The sequence below is a fragment of the Geodermatophilus marinus genome (assembly GCF_003428645.1).
Classification (GTDB): Bacteria; Actinomycetota; Actinomycetes; order Mycobacteriales; family Geodermatophilaceae; genus Geodermatophilus.
In genome coordinates, this window is the sequence record NZ_QVQH01000036.1 from 21,457 (window position 1) to 35,339 (window position 13,883).

Below are 13,883 nucleotides of genomic sequence, written 5' to 3' on the forward strand. Positions count from 1 at the left end.
CTCAGCGGCCGGCCTTGGCAGGAACCCAGGTTCCACCCTGCTCCCGGCTGAGCCGGATCGGGTCGAGGATGTCGATGTGGTCGGGGCGCGTGCGGATCACCCCCGCCTCCCGCAGGTCCCGCAGCACCCGCACCACGACCTCGCGCACGGTGCCCACGGAGTCGGCCAGCTGCCGCTGGCTGACCGGCACCGTCAGCGCCGCTCGAGCCGGCCCCCCGGTCCTCGCCTCTCCCGCCGCCAGGTCGAGCAGGTGACGGGCGACCCGCTGGCGCACGCTGGAGAACGCGCTGCCGGTGATCTCGTGGATGTAGGTGAGCGCTCTGTCCGCGAGCTCGGCCAGGAGGGCCTCGGCGACCGACGGGTCCTCGTGCGCCGCCCGCCGCACCACGGCCGGGGAGAGACGGACCAACCGCGCGTCCACCACCGCCTGCATGCCGGCGGGCATGCGGAAGCCCGACGCGTACATCGACACCGCGCCGATGAGCGCACCGGAGCGGCAGTACCGCACGGTCAGCGTGCGACCGTCCGGGGCGGTGACGAAGGCCCGGACGAGGCCGTCGACGACCAGCTCGAGGTGCGCGGTCTCCTCGCCCTCGCGGTGCGTCACGGCACCGGCCGGGATCGGCACGAGGCGGGCCCCGGACAGCAGCCGCCGGACGGCCGTTCCCGGCAGCCGGGCGAAGCTGGAAGCGGCGAGGGCGGCCCGAACGCCGTCGTCCATCCGGTCACGGTAGGACCATCGCGAGGGTCGGAGGGGATCGGTTCGCGCGGGATCCGGCAGGGGTGCGCTCCGCCGCCGCGAACGGTCCGCCCGGTCGCCGGCGGGAACGCCTGCCGTCACCCCCTCCGGCCGGGCGCCGGGGCGTCTTCCCGGCTCGGGGGCCCGGCCGGCGGGACCGTGGTGGTGGTCGGCCCGGCACCGCCCTCACCGGGGCTCGGTCGGCCGTGCCGGCCGTGGCGCAGCACCCGCAGCACGGTCCCGGGTCCGACGAGCGCGGTGGGCGGGTCGACGAGGGCGGCGACCCGGAGGAACGCGGTCGCCAGGGCGGCGTCGGTCTCGGCGGCTGCGTGGAGCCGGTCGACGTAGGCGCCGAGCACGCGGGTCTTCGCCGTGCGCCGGCCCTCGACGCCGGGGAACGCCAGGTCGCCACCGACCGCCAGCTCCCACGGCGCGTCGACGACCCGCGCGACGTGCCGGTGGAAGGCCAGGGGCTGCGGTGGACGTCGGCGCCGGAGCTGGTCGCGCAGCGCCAGCGCCTCCAGCGCGGCGACGGTCATGCCCTGCCCGTAGACCGGGTTGAAGCTGCAGAACGCATCCCCCAGCACGAGGAGCCCCTCGGGCAACTCCCGGACCCGTTCGTAGCGACGGCGGACCCCGGCCGGGAAGCGGAACGGCGCGGGGTCGCCGAGCGGCTCGGCGGAGGTGAGGGCGTCGCGGACGTCGGGGTGCGGCAGGGAGCGCGCGAAGTCGAGGAACCCGGCCGGGTCGGTGGGCGGGTGGTCCCCGAGCACGCCGATCAGCGTCACCATCCACCGGTCGCCCTCGAGGACCGCCAGCGCTCCACCACGCCCGTGCGGCGGCACCGGCGCGCACATGATCCCCAGGTCACCGCCGAGCGCTCCGGGGCGGGCGCGGTAGACCCGGGTCGCATAACCGAGCCCGATCCTGATGCGCTCCTCCGCGGGTGCCGGCAACCCCAGCGCCGCCAGCCAGGTCGGGATGCGCGAGCCCCGGCCGGTGGCGTCCACGACGAGGTCGGCGGTGATGACCTCCTCGTCCCGACCGTCCCGGCGTACGCGGGCACCGGTGACCCGCCGCCGGTCGGCCGAGATCTCGAGCCCGACGAGCGCGCACCGCGGCACGACGTCCACGCCCGGCGTCGCGGCCACCCGTGCACGGACGGCGTCCTCCAGGAGCGGGCGACTCGCGCACAGCAGGGACAGGCCGCTGCGCGCGCGTGCCATCCGGTGCCCCCCGAAGTACATGCGGGTGTCGCCGAGCTGGTCACCCAGCGGCGCTCCCCTGCCGGTCAGCTCCCTGGTCAGGCCGGGGAGGAGCTCCTCGAGGGCCTGCTGCCCACGGCCCAGCAACGCGTGCAGGTGACCGCCCTGCGGAACGCCACGACGCGGCCGCTCCGGCCCCTCGGCCAGCGCATCCCGGTCGACGACGGTCACGCGCGTGCACCGCTCGGCCAGCACCCTCGCCGCGAGCAGACCCGCCATGCTCGCGCCCGCCACCACAGCGCGGTCCCCGGTCCCGGTGGTCATCACCGCTCACCTCCGTCCCGTCCTGGACACCGAGGATCCGGGCGGGGCGCCGCCCGCACAGCGGGGAAACCACGTACCCGGGACCTCCTCCCCGACCACGTAGGCGCGCGCATACTGCTCGCATGGGCAGGGTCCGGTGCCCGATCGTGGTCGGCCGCTCCGCCGAGCTCGACCTCCTGACCGCCGCCGTCGACCACGCCGCGGCCGGCGCCGGGGGGATCCTGCTCCTGACCGGTGAGCCGGGTATCGGCAAGACCCGGTTGGCGCTGGAGACCACCGAGCTCGCCCGCTCGTCGGGGATGGCGGTGCTCAGCGGCCGCGCGACCCCGTCGCCGACGCCGGCGCCGTACCGGCCGCTGGCCGAGGCCTTCACGTCGGCGTGGCGTGGCCGCGGGCCACCGGCGGGTCCGGCGCAGGAGGGCCTGCGTCCTGCGCTGGAGGTCCTGGTCCCGGCGTGGACGACGCCGCGCGAGGACCGACGCGCCGCCGTCTCCACGGTGACGCTCGGGGAGGCGGCCCTCGTCCTGCTCGACGGGCTGGGCGGAGCGGGCGCGCTGCTCGTCGTCGAGGACCTGCACTGGTCGGACCCGGAGTCGCTCGAGGTGCTGGAGTACCTCGCCGACGTCCTGCCGGGTCGTCCCGTCCTCGTCGTGGGGACCGCCCGCACCACCGGGGAACCGGGCGTGGACCGGTCGGTCCGCAGGCTGACCACCCGGCACAGCGCGCAGCTGGTCCCACTGCGCCCCCTCGACGGAGCCGGTGTCCGGGCCGCGGTGGCGGCGGCACTGGGCCTCCCGGATCCGCCGTCCGGACTCGTCACCACGATCGCCGAGCGCTCCGGGGGCTCGCCGTTCCTGGTCGAGGAGCTCCTCGCCTCGCTCGTGGAGGTCGGGGCGCTCCACCGCACCGCCACGGGCTGGGAGGTGCGCGGCACGCTGCCGGTCGTCCTACCCGAGTCCTTCTCGCTGGCCGTGGCCGACCGGCTCGCCGCGCTGCCCGCACCCGCCCGGGGTGTGCTGGAGATGGCCGCGGTGCTCGGGGAGCGGTTCGACTGGCGGCTCGTCGCCAGGACGGTCCCCGGGGACGTCGTCCTCGCGCTGCGGCAAGCGGAGGGGTCCCGGCTCGTCGAGGAGGACCACGGGGGCGCCTTCCGGTTCCGCCACGCCCTGACCCGCGCGGCCGTGCTGGCCCTCCTCGTGGCGCCGGAACGGGTGCGGCTCGCCCGCCGCGCCCTCGCCGCGATGGGCGAGCTGGACGCGACCACCGATCCGGTGCGTCTTGCGCTCGCCGCCGAGCTCGCCGAGGCGGCGGGCGAGGGCGACCGCGCGTTCGAGCTCCGGCTCACCAGCAGCCGTGCCGCGCTGCGGGTCGGGGCGGTGGCGTCCGCCCGTGAGGCGGCGGGCGACGCGCTCCGGCTCGCCGGGACGCCCGAACGCACCGTGGACGCCCGGCGCGCACTAATCGACGCCGGTGTCGCCGCCGCGGACGCCGCGCAGATCGTCCCGCTCGGGGTGCAGCTGCTCGCCCAGCTGGCGGCACTGCACGCACCCGCCGAGGACATCGCCGAGATCCACCACCTCCTGGCCGCCGCCGCGGTGGCCAGGAGCGACTGGAGCGGGGCCACCGCCGAGCTCGACCGGGCCGCCCGCTGCGCGCGGTCGCCGACCGCGGCCGTCCTCGCCCGTCACGAGGCGCTGCGCGCCGAGGTCGCTCTCGGGGAGCACCGGATCGACGCCGCACTGGCCCGTGCCGGAGCCGCACGGGCGGCCGCGGAACGGGCGGGCCGCCACGACCTCGAGTCGGATGCGTCGACCCTGATGGGCCGGGCCGCCCGCCTCTCCGACCTCGGCACCGCCGAGCGGTGGTTCACCGCCGCGGTCGCCGCTGCCGAGCTGTCCGGGTCCGCGCTCCGCCGGGCCACCGCCCTGCACGAGCTCGCCACCATCGACGTCATCGGCATCGGGCACACCGATCGGCTCGTCCGCGCGCGCAGGCTCGCCGCGGAGATCGGCGCGCCGGGCCGGGTGGCCGCGGTCGACCTGCAACTGGCGGTGCTGCACTGGAAGCGCCACGAGCTCGACGAGGCCCGGGCCGCCGCGCGCCGTGCCGCCACCGCAGGGCAGCGGTTCGGTCTCGGCCTCCTCGTGCCCCTCGCCCAGGTCATCGGCGGACTGGTCGATGCCGTGCTGGGCCACCACGACCGCGCCGTCGGCGCGTTCGACCGGGCCCGGCCGGCGATGGACGACGAGATCGAGGCGTCGGGGCGGGGCAACCTGCTCGCGCTCGCGTCGCTGGCGATCGAGGACCGCGTCGGCGCGCTGGACGAACTCGCCCGCGCCGTCGCACTGGCACCACCGGACTCCGCTTCCGCCCGCAGCCCCTGTCGCGGCCTGCACGCACTGCTGCTCGCGGTCGACGGCGCGCCCGGAGCCGAGGACGCCGCGGCCGACGTCGCCGCCACCCCGGTCCTGGACGCCGTCGCCCGGCACTACGGCACGCTCGCCCGTGCGGTGCTCGCCGGTCGGCGCGGCGACCGCACCTCGGCCGCGGCCTGCTTCACGACCGCCGACGCGGGGCTGACCGGCGCACCCTGGTTGCGCCACCTCGGCCGCCGCCTGGTCGCCGAGGCCGCGGTCGCCGACGACTGGGGGGACCCGGGGTCCTGGTTGCCCGAGGCGCACGCGTTCTTCTCCGGCACCGCGCCAGAACTCGCGCGTGCCTGCCGATCCCTGGCGCGCCGCAGCGGCTCGCCACCGCCGCGCCGCGACCCCGACGGGGTGCCGCCCGCGCTCGCCGCCCGCGGGATCACGCGTCGCGAGGCCGACGTCCTCGCGCTGCTCGCGCGCGGCTCCTCCAACCGGGAGATCGCCGCGCGCCTGTACCTGTCACCACGGACGGTGGAGAAGCACGTCGAGCACCTCATGGCGAAGACCGGCACCGCCCGGCGCACCCAGCTCGTCGCCCTGATGACCAGCCCCGGCGGGCCACGCTGACAGCGGCGACGTGATCCGGCGTCCCCCGGGAGGAACGCGGTCCGGGAGCCCGGGCAGCGCCGCGGTGCACCCCCGGGACGACCCGTCGGTCACGCCGGTCGCTCGATCGTGACCGTCCCCGCGGCCCCGTCGACGGTCACCACCTGCCCGGTGGTGATGCGCTCGGTCGCGGCCGGGACGCAGATCACCGCGGGGATGCCGTACTCCCGGGCCACCGTCGGCCCGTGCGCCATCACCGCGCCGGTCTCGGTGACCAGCCCACCCGCGGTGAGGAACAGGGGCGTCCAGCCCGGGTCGGTCGTCGGCGCGACCAGGATCTCGCCCGGCTCGACCGTCGCGCCGGCCGGGTCGCGGACCACGCGGGCGCGGCCGCGGACCCGCCCGGACGCCGCGCCCGTGCCGGTGAGCGTGCGGTCGTCGGGCGCCGGCCGCGGCAGCAGCGTCTCCACGTCGGTCCCGTCGGAGAGCAGGGCGACCGGGACGGTCCGGCGGCGCAGCTCCCGCGCGTGCACCGACCGCCGCGCGGCGACCACCTCCCGCGGGTCCTCGCCGCGCTCCACCGCCGCGCGCAGCTCGGGCTGCGTGAGGAACATGACGTCGTCCGCGCGCTCGAGCAGGCCCTCCCCCTGCAGCCGGGCGCCGAGGAGCAGGAGACGTCGCCGCCGGTCGCGCAGCGGGTACAGGCCGGCGAACTTCCCCGCCTCGCGCAGCCCGCCCAGCTCCCGCGCCCGGCGCAGGAGGAAGCCGGCCAGCCGCCCCCGTACGGGCCGCGTGCGGCGGGCGCGTGCGGCGAGCTCGGCGAGCACCACCTCGGCCGCGGCCGCGGCGCGCTCGAACCTCCGGTCGGGGGCCTGCTCGGGATCGGTGAGGCGCAGGTAGTTGGCGAGCGCCGCGAACACCGGCGTCGGGTCCTCGGACCAGCGCGGCACCCCGACGTCGACCTCCGCGGCGCACCTGGTGCCGTACCGGTCGAGGAAGGCGCCCAGGCCGAACTCCGGCAGCTCGCCGTCGCGGTGGGCCGCGGCGAGCTCGCCCGGTGACGTGCCCAGCAGGACCTCGCGGTGCGCCGCGGCCCGCCGGGCGACCTGCCAGAGCACGAGGTCCATCTCGATCGTGACGTTGTGCGGCATGCCACCGAGGACGGTGCGCAGCTCGTCGTCGGTCGCGATGCCCGACAGCAGCGGCGGGAGGGCCGCGGAGACCAGGAGACCGCTGACGACGGGCCAGGTGATCCTGCCGGGGCGCACGCTCGACGCCGTGTCGTCCTCCAGCAGGGCCAGCAGCCCGGCCGCCATGGAGGGGTCGGCCTCGGGCTGCAGGCGGAGGCGTTCGAGCTCGCCGAAGACGCGTGCCCGCGCCGCCGCCGGTCTCGCCAGCGCGCCCAGGATCCCGGCCACCGCCCGCGGACCCACGGTCAGCGCGGCGGTGGTCCGCCGCCGGGAGCGGGGCACGGGGGCGAACCGCGGGTCGTCGAGCAGGTGCTCGACCACCGCCTGCGCGCGCGGCCCGAAGTCGACGGCCATCAGCCTCACCAGCCGCCGCCGGGTCGAGGGGTCGCGCACCGCGTCGGTCAGGTCCCCGTACAGCCGGCCGCCGACGTCGACGATCTCCACCCGGAGTCCGAAGGCGGCGAGCATGCCCGCCAGCACCGACCTCAGCGTGGCCATGCCCATCGGCGTCACCGGCCGGAGCATGCCCTGGACGTGGCCGAACTCGACGTACAGCCGCGGTCCCGGTTCCCCGCTCGGCGGCGGCGCCGGGAACAGCGTGGTGATCGGCCGGGACTGCAGCAGCCACAGCGCGCCGTCCCGGTCGTAGGCCCACTCGACGTCCTGCGGCCCGCCGAGCCGGCGCTGGAGCCGCTGCCCGACGCCGCGGAGCTCCTCCAGCCGGGCGGCCGTGAGGCACCCGCCCCCCTCCGGTGGTGCGCCGTCCAGCACGTGGTGGTCGGCCACCGTCGTCCCCTCGACCACGGACGTGCCCAGGCCCGGCGCGGCGTCGACGACGGTCTCGCCGCGGGAGCCGGTGACCGGGTTGGCGGTGAACAGCACACCCGCGACCTCGGCGTCGACCATCCGCTGGACGACGACCGCCATGCGCACGGTCTCGTGCGGCACCCCGGCGGCCTCGCGGTAGGCGACGGCGCGCTCGGTGTGCAGGGAGTCCCAGCAGGCGCGGATCGCCTCGAGCAGCCGCTCGGCGCCCGTCACCGAGAGGTAGGTGTCCTGCTGGCCGGCGAAGCTCGCGTCCGGCAGGTCCTCGGCGGTGGCGCTGGACCGGACCGCCACCGGCCCGGCACCGAGCCGGTCGTACGCCGCGAGCACCTCGGCCCGCGGCACCTCGCCGCGCCGGTGGGCGTCGGTCGTGACGCAGAAGCCGTCCGGCACGCGCTCCCCCGACCGGATCAGCTCGGCGAGGCCGGCGGCCTTTCCGCCCACGAGGTCGCGCGCCCCCGGGTCGATCGCCGCCAGGTCGAGCACCTGCATGCCGCGGCCCCCCTCTGGTACGACTGCACCGTACGCGCCGTGACAATACAGGTGCAATGCATGGGAGTCGCATGGCCCGCAGGGTGGACCGCCACGAGCGCCGGGAGCTGCTCGCCGACGCGCTGATGCGCCTGGCGGCCGCGCGCGGCCTCGAAGCGGTGAGCCTCCGGCACGTGGCGGCCGAGGCGGGGGTCTCGACCGGGATGGTGCAGCACTACTTCCGCACCAAGGACGAGATGATGACCTTCGCGCTGGGGACGGTCATGGACCGGGTCCGCCGGCGGTCGCAGGGCGCATCCACGCCGGCGACGCCGCGCGAGCTCGTCCGCGAGCTGCTGCTCCAGGTGCTCCCGCTGGACGAGACGCGCCGGCTGGAGAACCACGTCGTGCTCGCCTTCCTCGCCTACGCCGCGGTGAAGCCCTCGCTCGCGACGGGCCTGCGCGAGGCCGCCGCGGAGATGCGGGCGTTCCTCGCCCACCAGGTGCGCACGGCCGGGGTGGACGGCGTCGACCCCGACCGTGCCGCGGCCGGGCTGCTCGCGCTCGTCGACGGCCTGGGCCTGCAGGTGCTCTCGCAGCGGTACGCCGAGGACGACGCGGTCGCCGCGCTCGACGCGCAGCTCGCGCTGCTCTTCGGCCGCCGCCAGCAGTCCCCGGGGTGCGGCCGCGCGGAGCCGGCCCAGGTGCGGGCGGGCCTCACGCCACCTCGCGCCAGAAGGCGTCCAGCCGGCGGTTGAACTCCTCGGGCACCTCCTCGAACGGCGCGTGGGCCTGGCCCTCGATCAGCTCGAAGGTCGCACCCGGGATGGCGTCGGCGACGGCCCGGCCGTAGGCCGGGGGGACGGCCGTGTCCGCGCTGCCGGTCAGCACCAGCGTCGGGACGGCGACCTGCGGCAGCCGGTCCAGGGTCGCGTGCTCCCAGAAGGCATCGGCGAAGCGGTGGAAGGACTCCCCCGACTGCTTGTGCGGGAACGCCAGGGCCGCCTCGATGGTCTCGTCGACCCGGCCGTCCTCGTGGGCACCGTGGGTGTAGGTCCAGGCGAAGAACGCCTCGAGGAAGGCGCGCTCGCTCGGCGCCCGCTCGGCCATCCACAGCCACGAGCCGACCATGTGGTGCCACCGGACGTCGGGCCGGGCCCACGTCGAGACCAGCACCAGGCTCCGGACGGCGTCGGGGTGGCGCAGCGCCAGCTCCTGCGCGATGACGCCGCCCCCGGAGTACCCGGCGACGTGGGCGCGGTCGATGCCGCACGCCCGCAGCACCCCCGCCGCGTCGTCCGCCAGGTCGGCCACCGCGTACCCCGACCCCGGGCGGGTCGAGCGGCCCACGTCGCGGTTGTCGAACGCAGTCAGCCGGTACCGGTCGGCCAGCCCGTCGAGCTGCGCCTGCCAGGCCTCGAGCGGGTCGCCGCCGCCGTTGAGCAGGAGGACGTCGGGCCCGGCACCCCGCTGCTCCACCCACAGCTCGACCTCGCCCGCACGCACCGCTGCACCCATCGGTCCGGACCTCTCTCGCTGCTGGGGCCGGGAGCGCCCGGCCCGACCCGGGGCAGCGACCATCCTGGCGGGCGACCGGCGCCGGTGGCGGGGTCGCGCGCGCCGCTCGGGCGCGCCGTCACGGGCCGGTTCGACCGCCTCGACCCGGCGCGGTCGGCTGCTCGGGCGTCGGGCCCGGCGGACGTGGGCGTCGCCTCCTCGCCGTCCCGGTGCACCGCGGCGGCGAGCGGCACCCCGCGCGGCGGGTGCCGCCGGAGCCGGGTCAGCCCCCGGCGGCGGCCCGGCGCTCGAGGCGCGCCTGGACGGCGAGGACGGCGGTGACGGCGAGGCCGACGCCCACGGCGAGGGCCAGCATCGGCAGCGCGCCGTCGTCCGGGGCGAGCAGTCCGCGGTCCTCGTCCTGCCACGGCCAGAGGGCGCGCAGCGAGCCCGCCATGAGACCGGTCATGACCGCCAGGGTCAGGGCGTGGTGGCGGCGCAGCGCCGCCTGCAGCGCCTTGACGAACAACCCGAGCCCGAGCGCCGCGCCCGCGGCGAACGCGCCCAGGTAGGCGAGGTCGCGCTCGTTGACCGCGGCGAGCGTGGGCTGGTACAGGCCCAGGGTCAGCAGGAGGAAGGACCCCGACACCCCCGGCAGCACCAGGGCGCAGATGGCCACCGCCGCGGCCGGCACCACGACCGTCAGCGGCGGGTCCGCGGCGCCGCCCGGCGGGAGGCCGGTGAGCACGAACGCCGCGACGGCCGCCGCGACGGCCGCGGCGGCGGAGCGCGGTGCCCACCGGCCGACCATCCGGGCCGGCACGGCGATCGAGAAGAGCACGAGGCCGAAGAAGACCGCGCGCGCGCCGACCGGGTGGTCGGTGATCAGCGGCTCCAGGAGCCGCGCGGCGACCAGGACGGCGACGACCATGCCGGCGAGCACCGGGACGACGGTCGACCAGTGCACCTTCCCCAGCTCGTCCCGGACCAGCGCGACCCGGCCCGTGACGGCCAGCCGGAGCGCGGTCACGACGTGGTCGGCGCTGGCGATCAGCCGCTCGTAGACGCCCACGACGAGCGCGACGGTGCCCCCGCTGACCCCGGGGACGACCTCCGCGGCGCCCATCGCCACGCCGCGGAGGACGTCCCCGGGCGCCGTGCCACCCGGGACGGCGCTCCGGCGCGACTGCCGGTGGGGTGGGACGGGACTGCCGTTCTCCGCTGGCCGCACCGGGACGAAGCTACCGCCCGGGGTCCGGCCCGTCGGGCACGAACCGCAGCCGGGTCGCCGGGGAGCCGACCCCGACGGCGAACACCACCGGGGGGTGCACGGCGGCCAGGACGCGGGGCAGGTCGGCCTCCGGCGCCATCGCCAGGCCGGTGCCCCCCGCTTCCGGGGCGCTCCCGCGACGGCGTCAGGCCGCCGCGGAGATCCGGCGCTCGGTGGCCGCGACGGCCGCCAGCAGCGCCGGGCCGCGGACGTGGTGGCAGCGGGCGTTGGGGCTGTCCGGGCCGTGGCGGCGCAGCATGTCGGCCAGCCGGGTCCCCGCGTCCACCGGGCTGCCGTCGGGGGCGGTGGTCTGGTCGGCGAAGGTGAGCGCGTCGGCCAGCGGACCGGTGGTGAAGCGGTCGTCGGCGAAGGGCTCGAGCAGATCGGACAGGCCGCGGGCGGCGGCGACGAACCGGGCGCCGGAGTGCTGGGCGACCAGCCCGACGACCAGCTCCGGCCAGCCGCGCTGCGCGAGGAAGCGGGCGCCGTCCACCGGGTGGAAGGTCGACCACGACAGGTCGGGGGCGTAGCCGACGTCGTGCAGGTAGGCCGCCGCCACCAGCACCGGCCGGTCCGCGTCGGCGACCGCCGCGACGGCGGCGGCGGCCCGCGCCGCCACGCCCCGGGTGTGCCCCCAGCGGTCGCCCACCGGGGCGAGCAGCCGCTCGGCGAGCCGGCAGGCCTCCCCGACCAGGTCGGTGCCCTCCCCCAGCGCCACGGCCCCCGACCCTACGCGGGGCTCCGGCGCGCCTCCCCTCCGCGCCGCGGGCGAGCCCCCGCCCCGGGGGGAGCCCGGCCGCCGGCGCCCGCGAGGATGGCCCGGTGCGCGCGGTGGTGAGCAGGGTGGCCTCGGCCTCCGTGACGGTGGACGGGGCGGTCGTCGGCGAGATCGGCCGCGGCCTGCTGGCCCTGGTCGGCGTCGGGCACGAGGACGACGCCGACCGCGCCCGGGCGCTGGCGCGGAAGGTCCACGAGCTGCGGGTGTTCCCCACCGAGGAGGGTGCCCGCTCGGCCGCCGACCTCGCCCTGCCCGTCCTGGTCGTGAGCCAGTTCACGCTGTACGCCGACACGCGCAAGGGCCGGCGTCCCTCGTGGGACGCGGCCGCGCCCGGGGAGGTCGCCGAGCCGCTGGTCGACGAGGTGGTCGGCGAGCTGCGCCGCCGCGGCGCCCGGGTCGGGACGGGGGTGTTCGGCGCGCGCATGCAGGTGAGCTCGGTGAATGACGGTCCGATGACACTCCTGCTCGAGGTCTGAGCCGCGGCCACGACGGGTAACCGGGTGACACGGCACACGTCCTGTGCGTCTGCTGTGAACCCGGTCGCGGCGGAACACCCGGGCGGGTCGGGGCCGTTGGACAGGACGTACCACACGGAGACCTGAGCGACGGGCGGACCCCGCGCCGCGGGGCCCCGTCCATGACGCCCGGATGCGGCCGTCGCCACCGACGCCCGGCGGCTGCATCCGGAACGAAGGCAAGGACGAAGACAGATCGTGACGCTGCTGCAGTCTTCCCCCACCGACACCCTCGAGGTGCGCGCCCCGCGGCGCGAGCCCGACACCACCGGCCTGGTGTCGACCGACCTCGTGCGCGTGTACCTGAACACCATCGGCAAGACGGCGCTGCTCACCGCCGAGCAGGAGGTCGAGCTCGCCAAGCGCATCGAGGCCGGCCTGTACGCCGAGCGGCTGCTGGGAGAGCGGCAGCTGACCCCGGCGCTGCAGCGGGACTACAAGGCGCTGGCCGTGGACGGCAAGGCCGCCAAGCGGCACCTGCTGGAGGCCAACCTGCGCCTGGTCGTCTCGGTGGCCAAGCGCTACACCGGCCACGGCATGACCTTCCTGGACCTCATCCAGGAGGGCAACGTCGGCCTGATCCGCGCCGTGGAGAAGTTCGACTACACCAAGGGCTTCAAGTTCTCGACCTACGCGACGTGGTGGATCCGCCAGGCCATCACCCGTGCCATGGCCGACTCGGGCCGCACGATCCGGCTGCCCGTGCACCTGGCCGAGCAGGTGAACAAGGTGGTGCGCACCCGCCGCCGGATCCACCAGGAGCTGGAGCGGGAGCCCACCGCCGAGGAGCTCGGCCTCGAGCTGGACATGACGCCGGAGCGGGTCACCGAACTGCTCGAGTACTCCCGCGACCTGGTCAGCCTCGACCAGACCGTGGGCGCCGACGAGGAGTCCCGGCTCGGTGACTTCATCGAGGACGCCGACGCCGCCGTGGCCGAGGACGCCGTCGCCTTCCAGATGATGAAGGGCGACGTCCGCAACGTGCTGGCCACGCTCGAGGAGCGCGAGCGCGACGTGGTCGTGCTGCGGTTCGGCCTGGACGGCTCGCAGCCGCGGACGCTGGAGCAGATCGGCAAGCAGTTCGGCCTCTCCCGCGAGCGGGTCCGCCAGATCGAGCGCGAGACGATGGCCAAGCTGCGCGACCCGCAGCGCGCCGACGCCCTGCGCGACTACCTGGCCTAGCGGCACCGCCCCGGGTGCGCACCCCCGCGCGAGGGGTGCGGCGGACGGGGACCTCCCCGGAGCCGGGCCGCCCCGGAGGGCGGCCCGGCTCCGTCGCGTCCGGGGGAACGGGCACCACGGCAGCGGGCTCCGGGAACCGCGTTGACAGCCGCGGCCCGGGACGCCGACCCTTGCTCAACCGATCGGTTGAGGAGGCGGTCATGCGGAGCACGGCGGAGCGGTGGCGGGACCTGGCAGGCGCGTTCACCCGCGTCGCGGAGGCGGTGCCCGCCGACGGGTGGGACCGGCCCGCGCCGTGCGAGGGCTGGGTCGCGCGGGACGTCGTCCGGCACCTCGTCGGGTGGATGCCCGGGCTCTTCCTCGACAGCGCGGGCCTGCCCCTCCCCGCGGCCCCCCGGGTGGACGACGACCCGGCCGGGGCCTGGCGCGCCGTGGCCACCGCCGTCCAGGCCGCGCTCGACGACCCGGAGACGGCGCAGCGGCCGACGCAGACCCGCGCCGGCTCGATGACCCTGGAGCAGCTGGTCGCGATGACCGGCCTCATGGACCTGCTCGTGCACGCGTGGGACCTGGCGCGGGCCACCGGCCAGGACGAGTCGCTCGACCCGGTCGAGGTGCACACCTCCTTGACCGCGATCGAGCCGTGGGACGCCGCCCTGCGCGCCAGCGGTCACTACGGCCCACGGGTGCCGGTGCCCGGGGACGCCGACGAGCAGGCCCGGCTGCTTGCCTTCACCGGCCGGCAGCCCTGAGGCGCGTTATGGGGGTTGACTTATGCAACCCTCAGCTCGGCGGCGTGAACCCGTAGCAGGGTGTGCGCGGCGATGGTGGCGGCGGTGCGGGTCAGCAGGCCCCAGAAGGTGTGGGCGCCGTGGCGGGCCAGTTCCATCCGGTCGGTGAGCTCGCCGAAGGTGA

At 76.9% G+C, this 13,883-nt stretch carries 12 protein-coding genes; 5 read left to right on the forward strand and 7 right to left on the reverse strand.

All coding sequences use genetic code 11. The features are described from left to right. Position 1: 1 nt before the first annotated feature. Complete coding sequence (locus D0Z06_RS23205) at positions 2–721, reverse strand: Crp/Fnr family transcriptional regulator (protein WP_117379917.1); 720 nt, start codon at positions 719–721, stop codon at positions 2–4. A gap of 116 nt (positions 722–837) precedes the next feature. Then, positions 838–2,268: an NAD(P)/FAD-dependent oxidoreductase gene (locus tag D0Z06_RS23210; RefSeq protein ID WP_199522501.1), complete on the reverse strand. Its 1,431-nt coding sequence runs from the start codon at positions 2,266–2,268 to the stop codon at positions 838–840. A gap of 122 nt (positions 2,269–2,390) precedes the next feature. Between D0Z06_RS23210 and D0Z06_RS23215 the strand changes: the two genes are divergently transcribed. After that, the gene (locus tag D0Z06_RS23215; RefSeq protein WP_117379918.1) at positions 2,391–5,261 is read left to right on the forward strand and encodes a helix-turn-helix transcriptional regulator; all 2,871 of its coding nucleotides are present in this window, start codon (positions 2,391–2,393) and stop codon (positions 5,259–5,261) included. Positions 5,262–5,350: 89 nt separating this feature from the next. On the opposite strand, the gene D0Z06_RS23220 is transcribed toward D0Z06_RS23215, so the two are convergent. Next, entirely contained in the window at positions 5,351–7,747 is a 2,397-nt protein-coding gene (locus tag D0Z06_RS23220; protein ID WP_117379919.1) for a PEP/pyruvate-binding domain-containing protein, read from the reverse strand. Positions 7,748–7,818: 71 nt separating this feature from the next. On the opposite strand from D0Z06_RS23220, the gene D0Z06_RS23225 reads away from it, so the two are divergent. Further along, positions 7,819–8,484, forward strand: a complete 666-nt coding sequence (locus tag D0Z06_RS23225; protein ID WP_117379920.1) for a TetR/AcrR family transcriptional regulator — start codon at positions 7,819–7,821, stop codon at positions 8,482–8,484. On the opposite strand, the gene D0Z06_RS23230 is transcribed toward D0Z06_RS23225, so the two are convergent. The 4 genes from D0Z06_RS23230 to D0Z06_RS23240 all read right to left on the reverse strand — a co-directional run bounded on the left by D0Z06_RS23230 (position 8,444) and on the right by D0Z06_RS23240 (position 11,211). Next, positions 8,444–9,244: an alpha/beta fold hydrolase gene (locus D0Z06_RS23230; protein WP_117379921.1), complete on the reverse strand. Its 801-nt coding sequence runs from the start codon at positions 9,242–9,244 to the stop codon at positions 8,444–8,446. The genes D0Z06_RS23225 and D0Z06_RS23230 overlap by 41 nt on opposite strands. 262 nt (positions 9,245–9,506) lie before the next feature. Beyond that, entirely contained in the window at positions 9,507–10,349 is an 843-nt protein-coding gene (locus tag D0Z06_RS23235) for a DUF368 domain-containing protein (protein ID WP_117379928.1), read from the reverse strand. A 115-nt stretch (positions 10,350–10,464) separates the two neighbouring features. Then, positions 10,465–10,593: a hypothetical protein gene (locus D0Z06_RS26810; protein ID WP_255419374.1), complete on the reverse strand. Its 129-nt coding sequence runs from the start codon at positions 10,591–10,593 to the stop codon at positions 10,465–10,467. A gap of 45 nt (positions 10,594–10,638) precedes the next feature. Beyond that, on the reverse strand, positions 10,639–11,211 hold the full coding sequence (locus D0Z06_RS23240; protein ID WP_199522503.1) for an HD domain-containing protein: 573 nt from the start codon (positions 11,209–11,211) through the stop codon (positions 10,639–10,641). 104 nt (positions 11,212–11,315) lie between these two features. Between D0Z06_RS23240 and dtd the strand changes: the two genes are divergently transcribed. The 3 genes from dtd (at position 11,316) to D0Z06_RS23255 (ending at position 13,720) form a co-directional block, all read left to right on the forward strand. Continuing rightward, a complete protein-coding gene (gene dtd, locus D0Z06_RS23245) occupies positions 11,316–11,747 on the forward strand; it encodes a D-aminoacyl-tRNA deacylase (protein ID WP_117379922.1) in 432 nt (143 codons plus the stop codon). Between the two features lie 237 nt (positions 11,748–11,984). Then, positions 11,985–12,968, forward strand: coding sequence for an RNA polymerase sigma factor SigB (sigB, locus tag D0Z06_RS23250; protein ID WP_117379923.1), 984 nt, complete (start codon positions 11,985–11,987; stop codon positions 12,966–12,968). Positions 12,969–13,168: 200 nt separating this feature from the next. Continuing rightward, positions 13,169–13,720 (forward strand): TIGR03086 family metal-binding protein, encoded by a 552-nt coding sequence (locus tag D0Z06_RS23255; RefSeq protein WP_117379924.1) that lies wholly within the window; start codon positions 13,169–13,171, stop codon positions 13,718–13,720. Positions 13,721–13,883: the final 163 nt, after the last annotated feature.

Bases quoted from the DNA above. Each gene is read 5' to 3' on its own strand.
- D0Z06_RS23205 (WP_117379917.1), bottom strand. From the start codon at position 721: ATGGACGACGGCGTTCGGGCCGCCCTCGCCGCTTCCAGCTTCGCCCGG.
- D0Z06_RS23210 (WP_199522501.1), bottom strand. From the start codon at position 2,268: ATGACCACCGGGACCGGGGACCGCGCTGTGGTGGCGGGCGCGAGCATG.
- D0Z06_RS23215 (WP_117379918.1), top strand. From the start codon at position 2,391: ATGGGCAGGGTCCGGTGCCCGATCGTGGTCGGCCGCTCCGCCGAGCTC.
- D0Z06_RS23220 (WP_117379919.1), bottom strand. From the start codon at position 7,747: ATGCAGGTGCTCGACCTGGCGGCGATCGACCCGGGGGCGCGCGACCTC.
- D0Z06_RS23225 (WP_117379920.1), top strand. From the start codon at position 7,819: ATGGCCCGCAGGGTGGACCGCCACGAGCGCCGGGAGCTGCTCGCCGAC.
- D0Z06_RS23230 (WP_117379921.1), bottom strand. From the start codon at position 9,244: ATGGGTGCAGCGGTGCGTGCGGGCGAGGTCGAGCTGTGGGTGGAGCAG.
- D0Z06_RS23235 (WP_117379928.1), bottom strand. From the start codon at position 10,349: ATGGGCGCCGCGGAGGTCGTCCCCGGGGTCAGCGGGGGCACCGTCGCG.
- D0Z06_RS26810 (WP_255419374.1), bottom strand. From the start codon at position 10,593: ATGGCGCCGGAGGCCGACCTGCCCCGCGTCCTGGCCGCCGTGCACCCC.
- D0Z06_RS23255 (WP_117379924.1), top strand. From the start codon at position 13,169: ATGCGGAGCACGGCGGAGCGGTGGCGGGACCTGGCAGGCGCGTTCACC.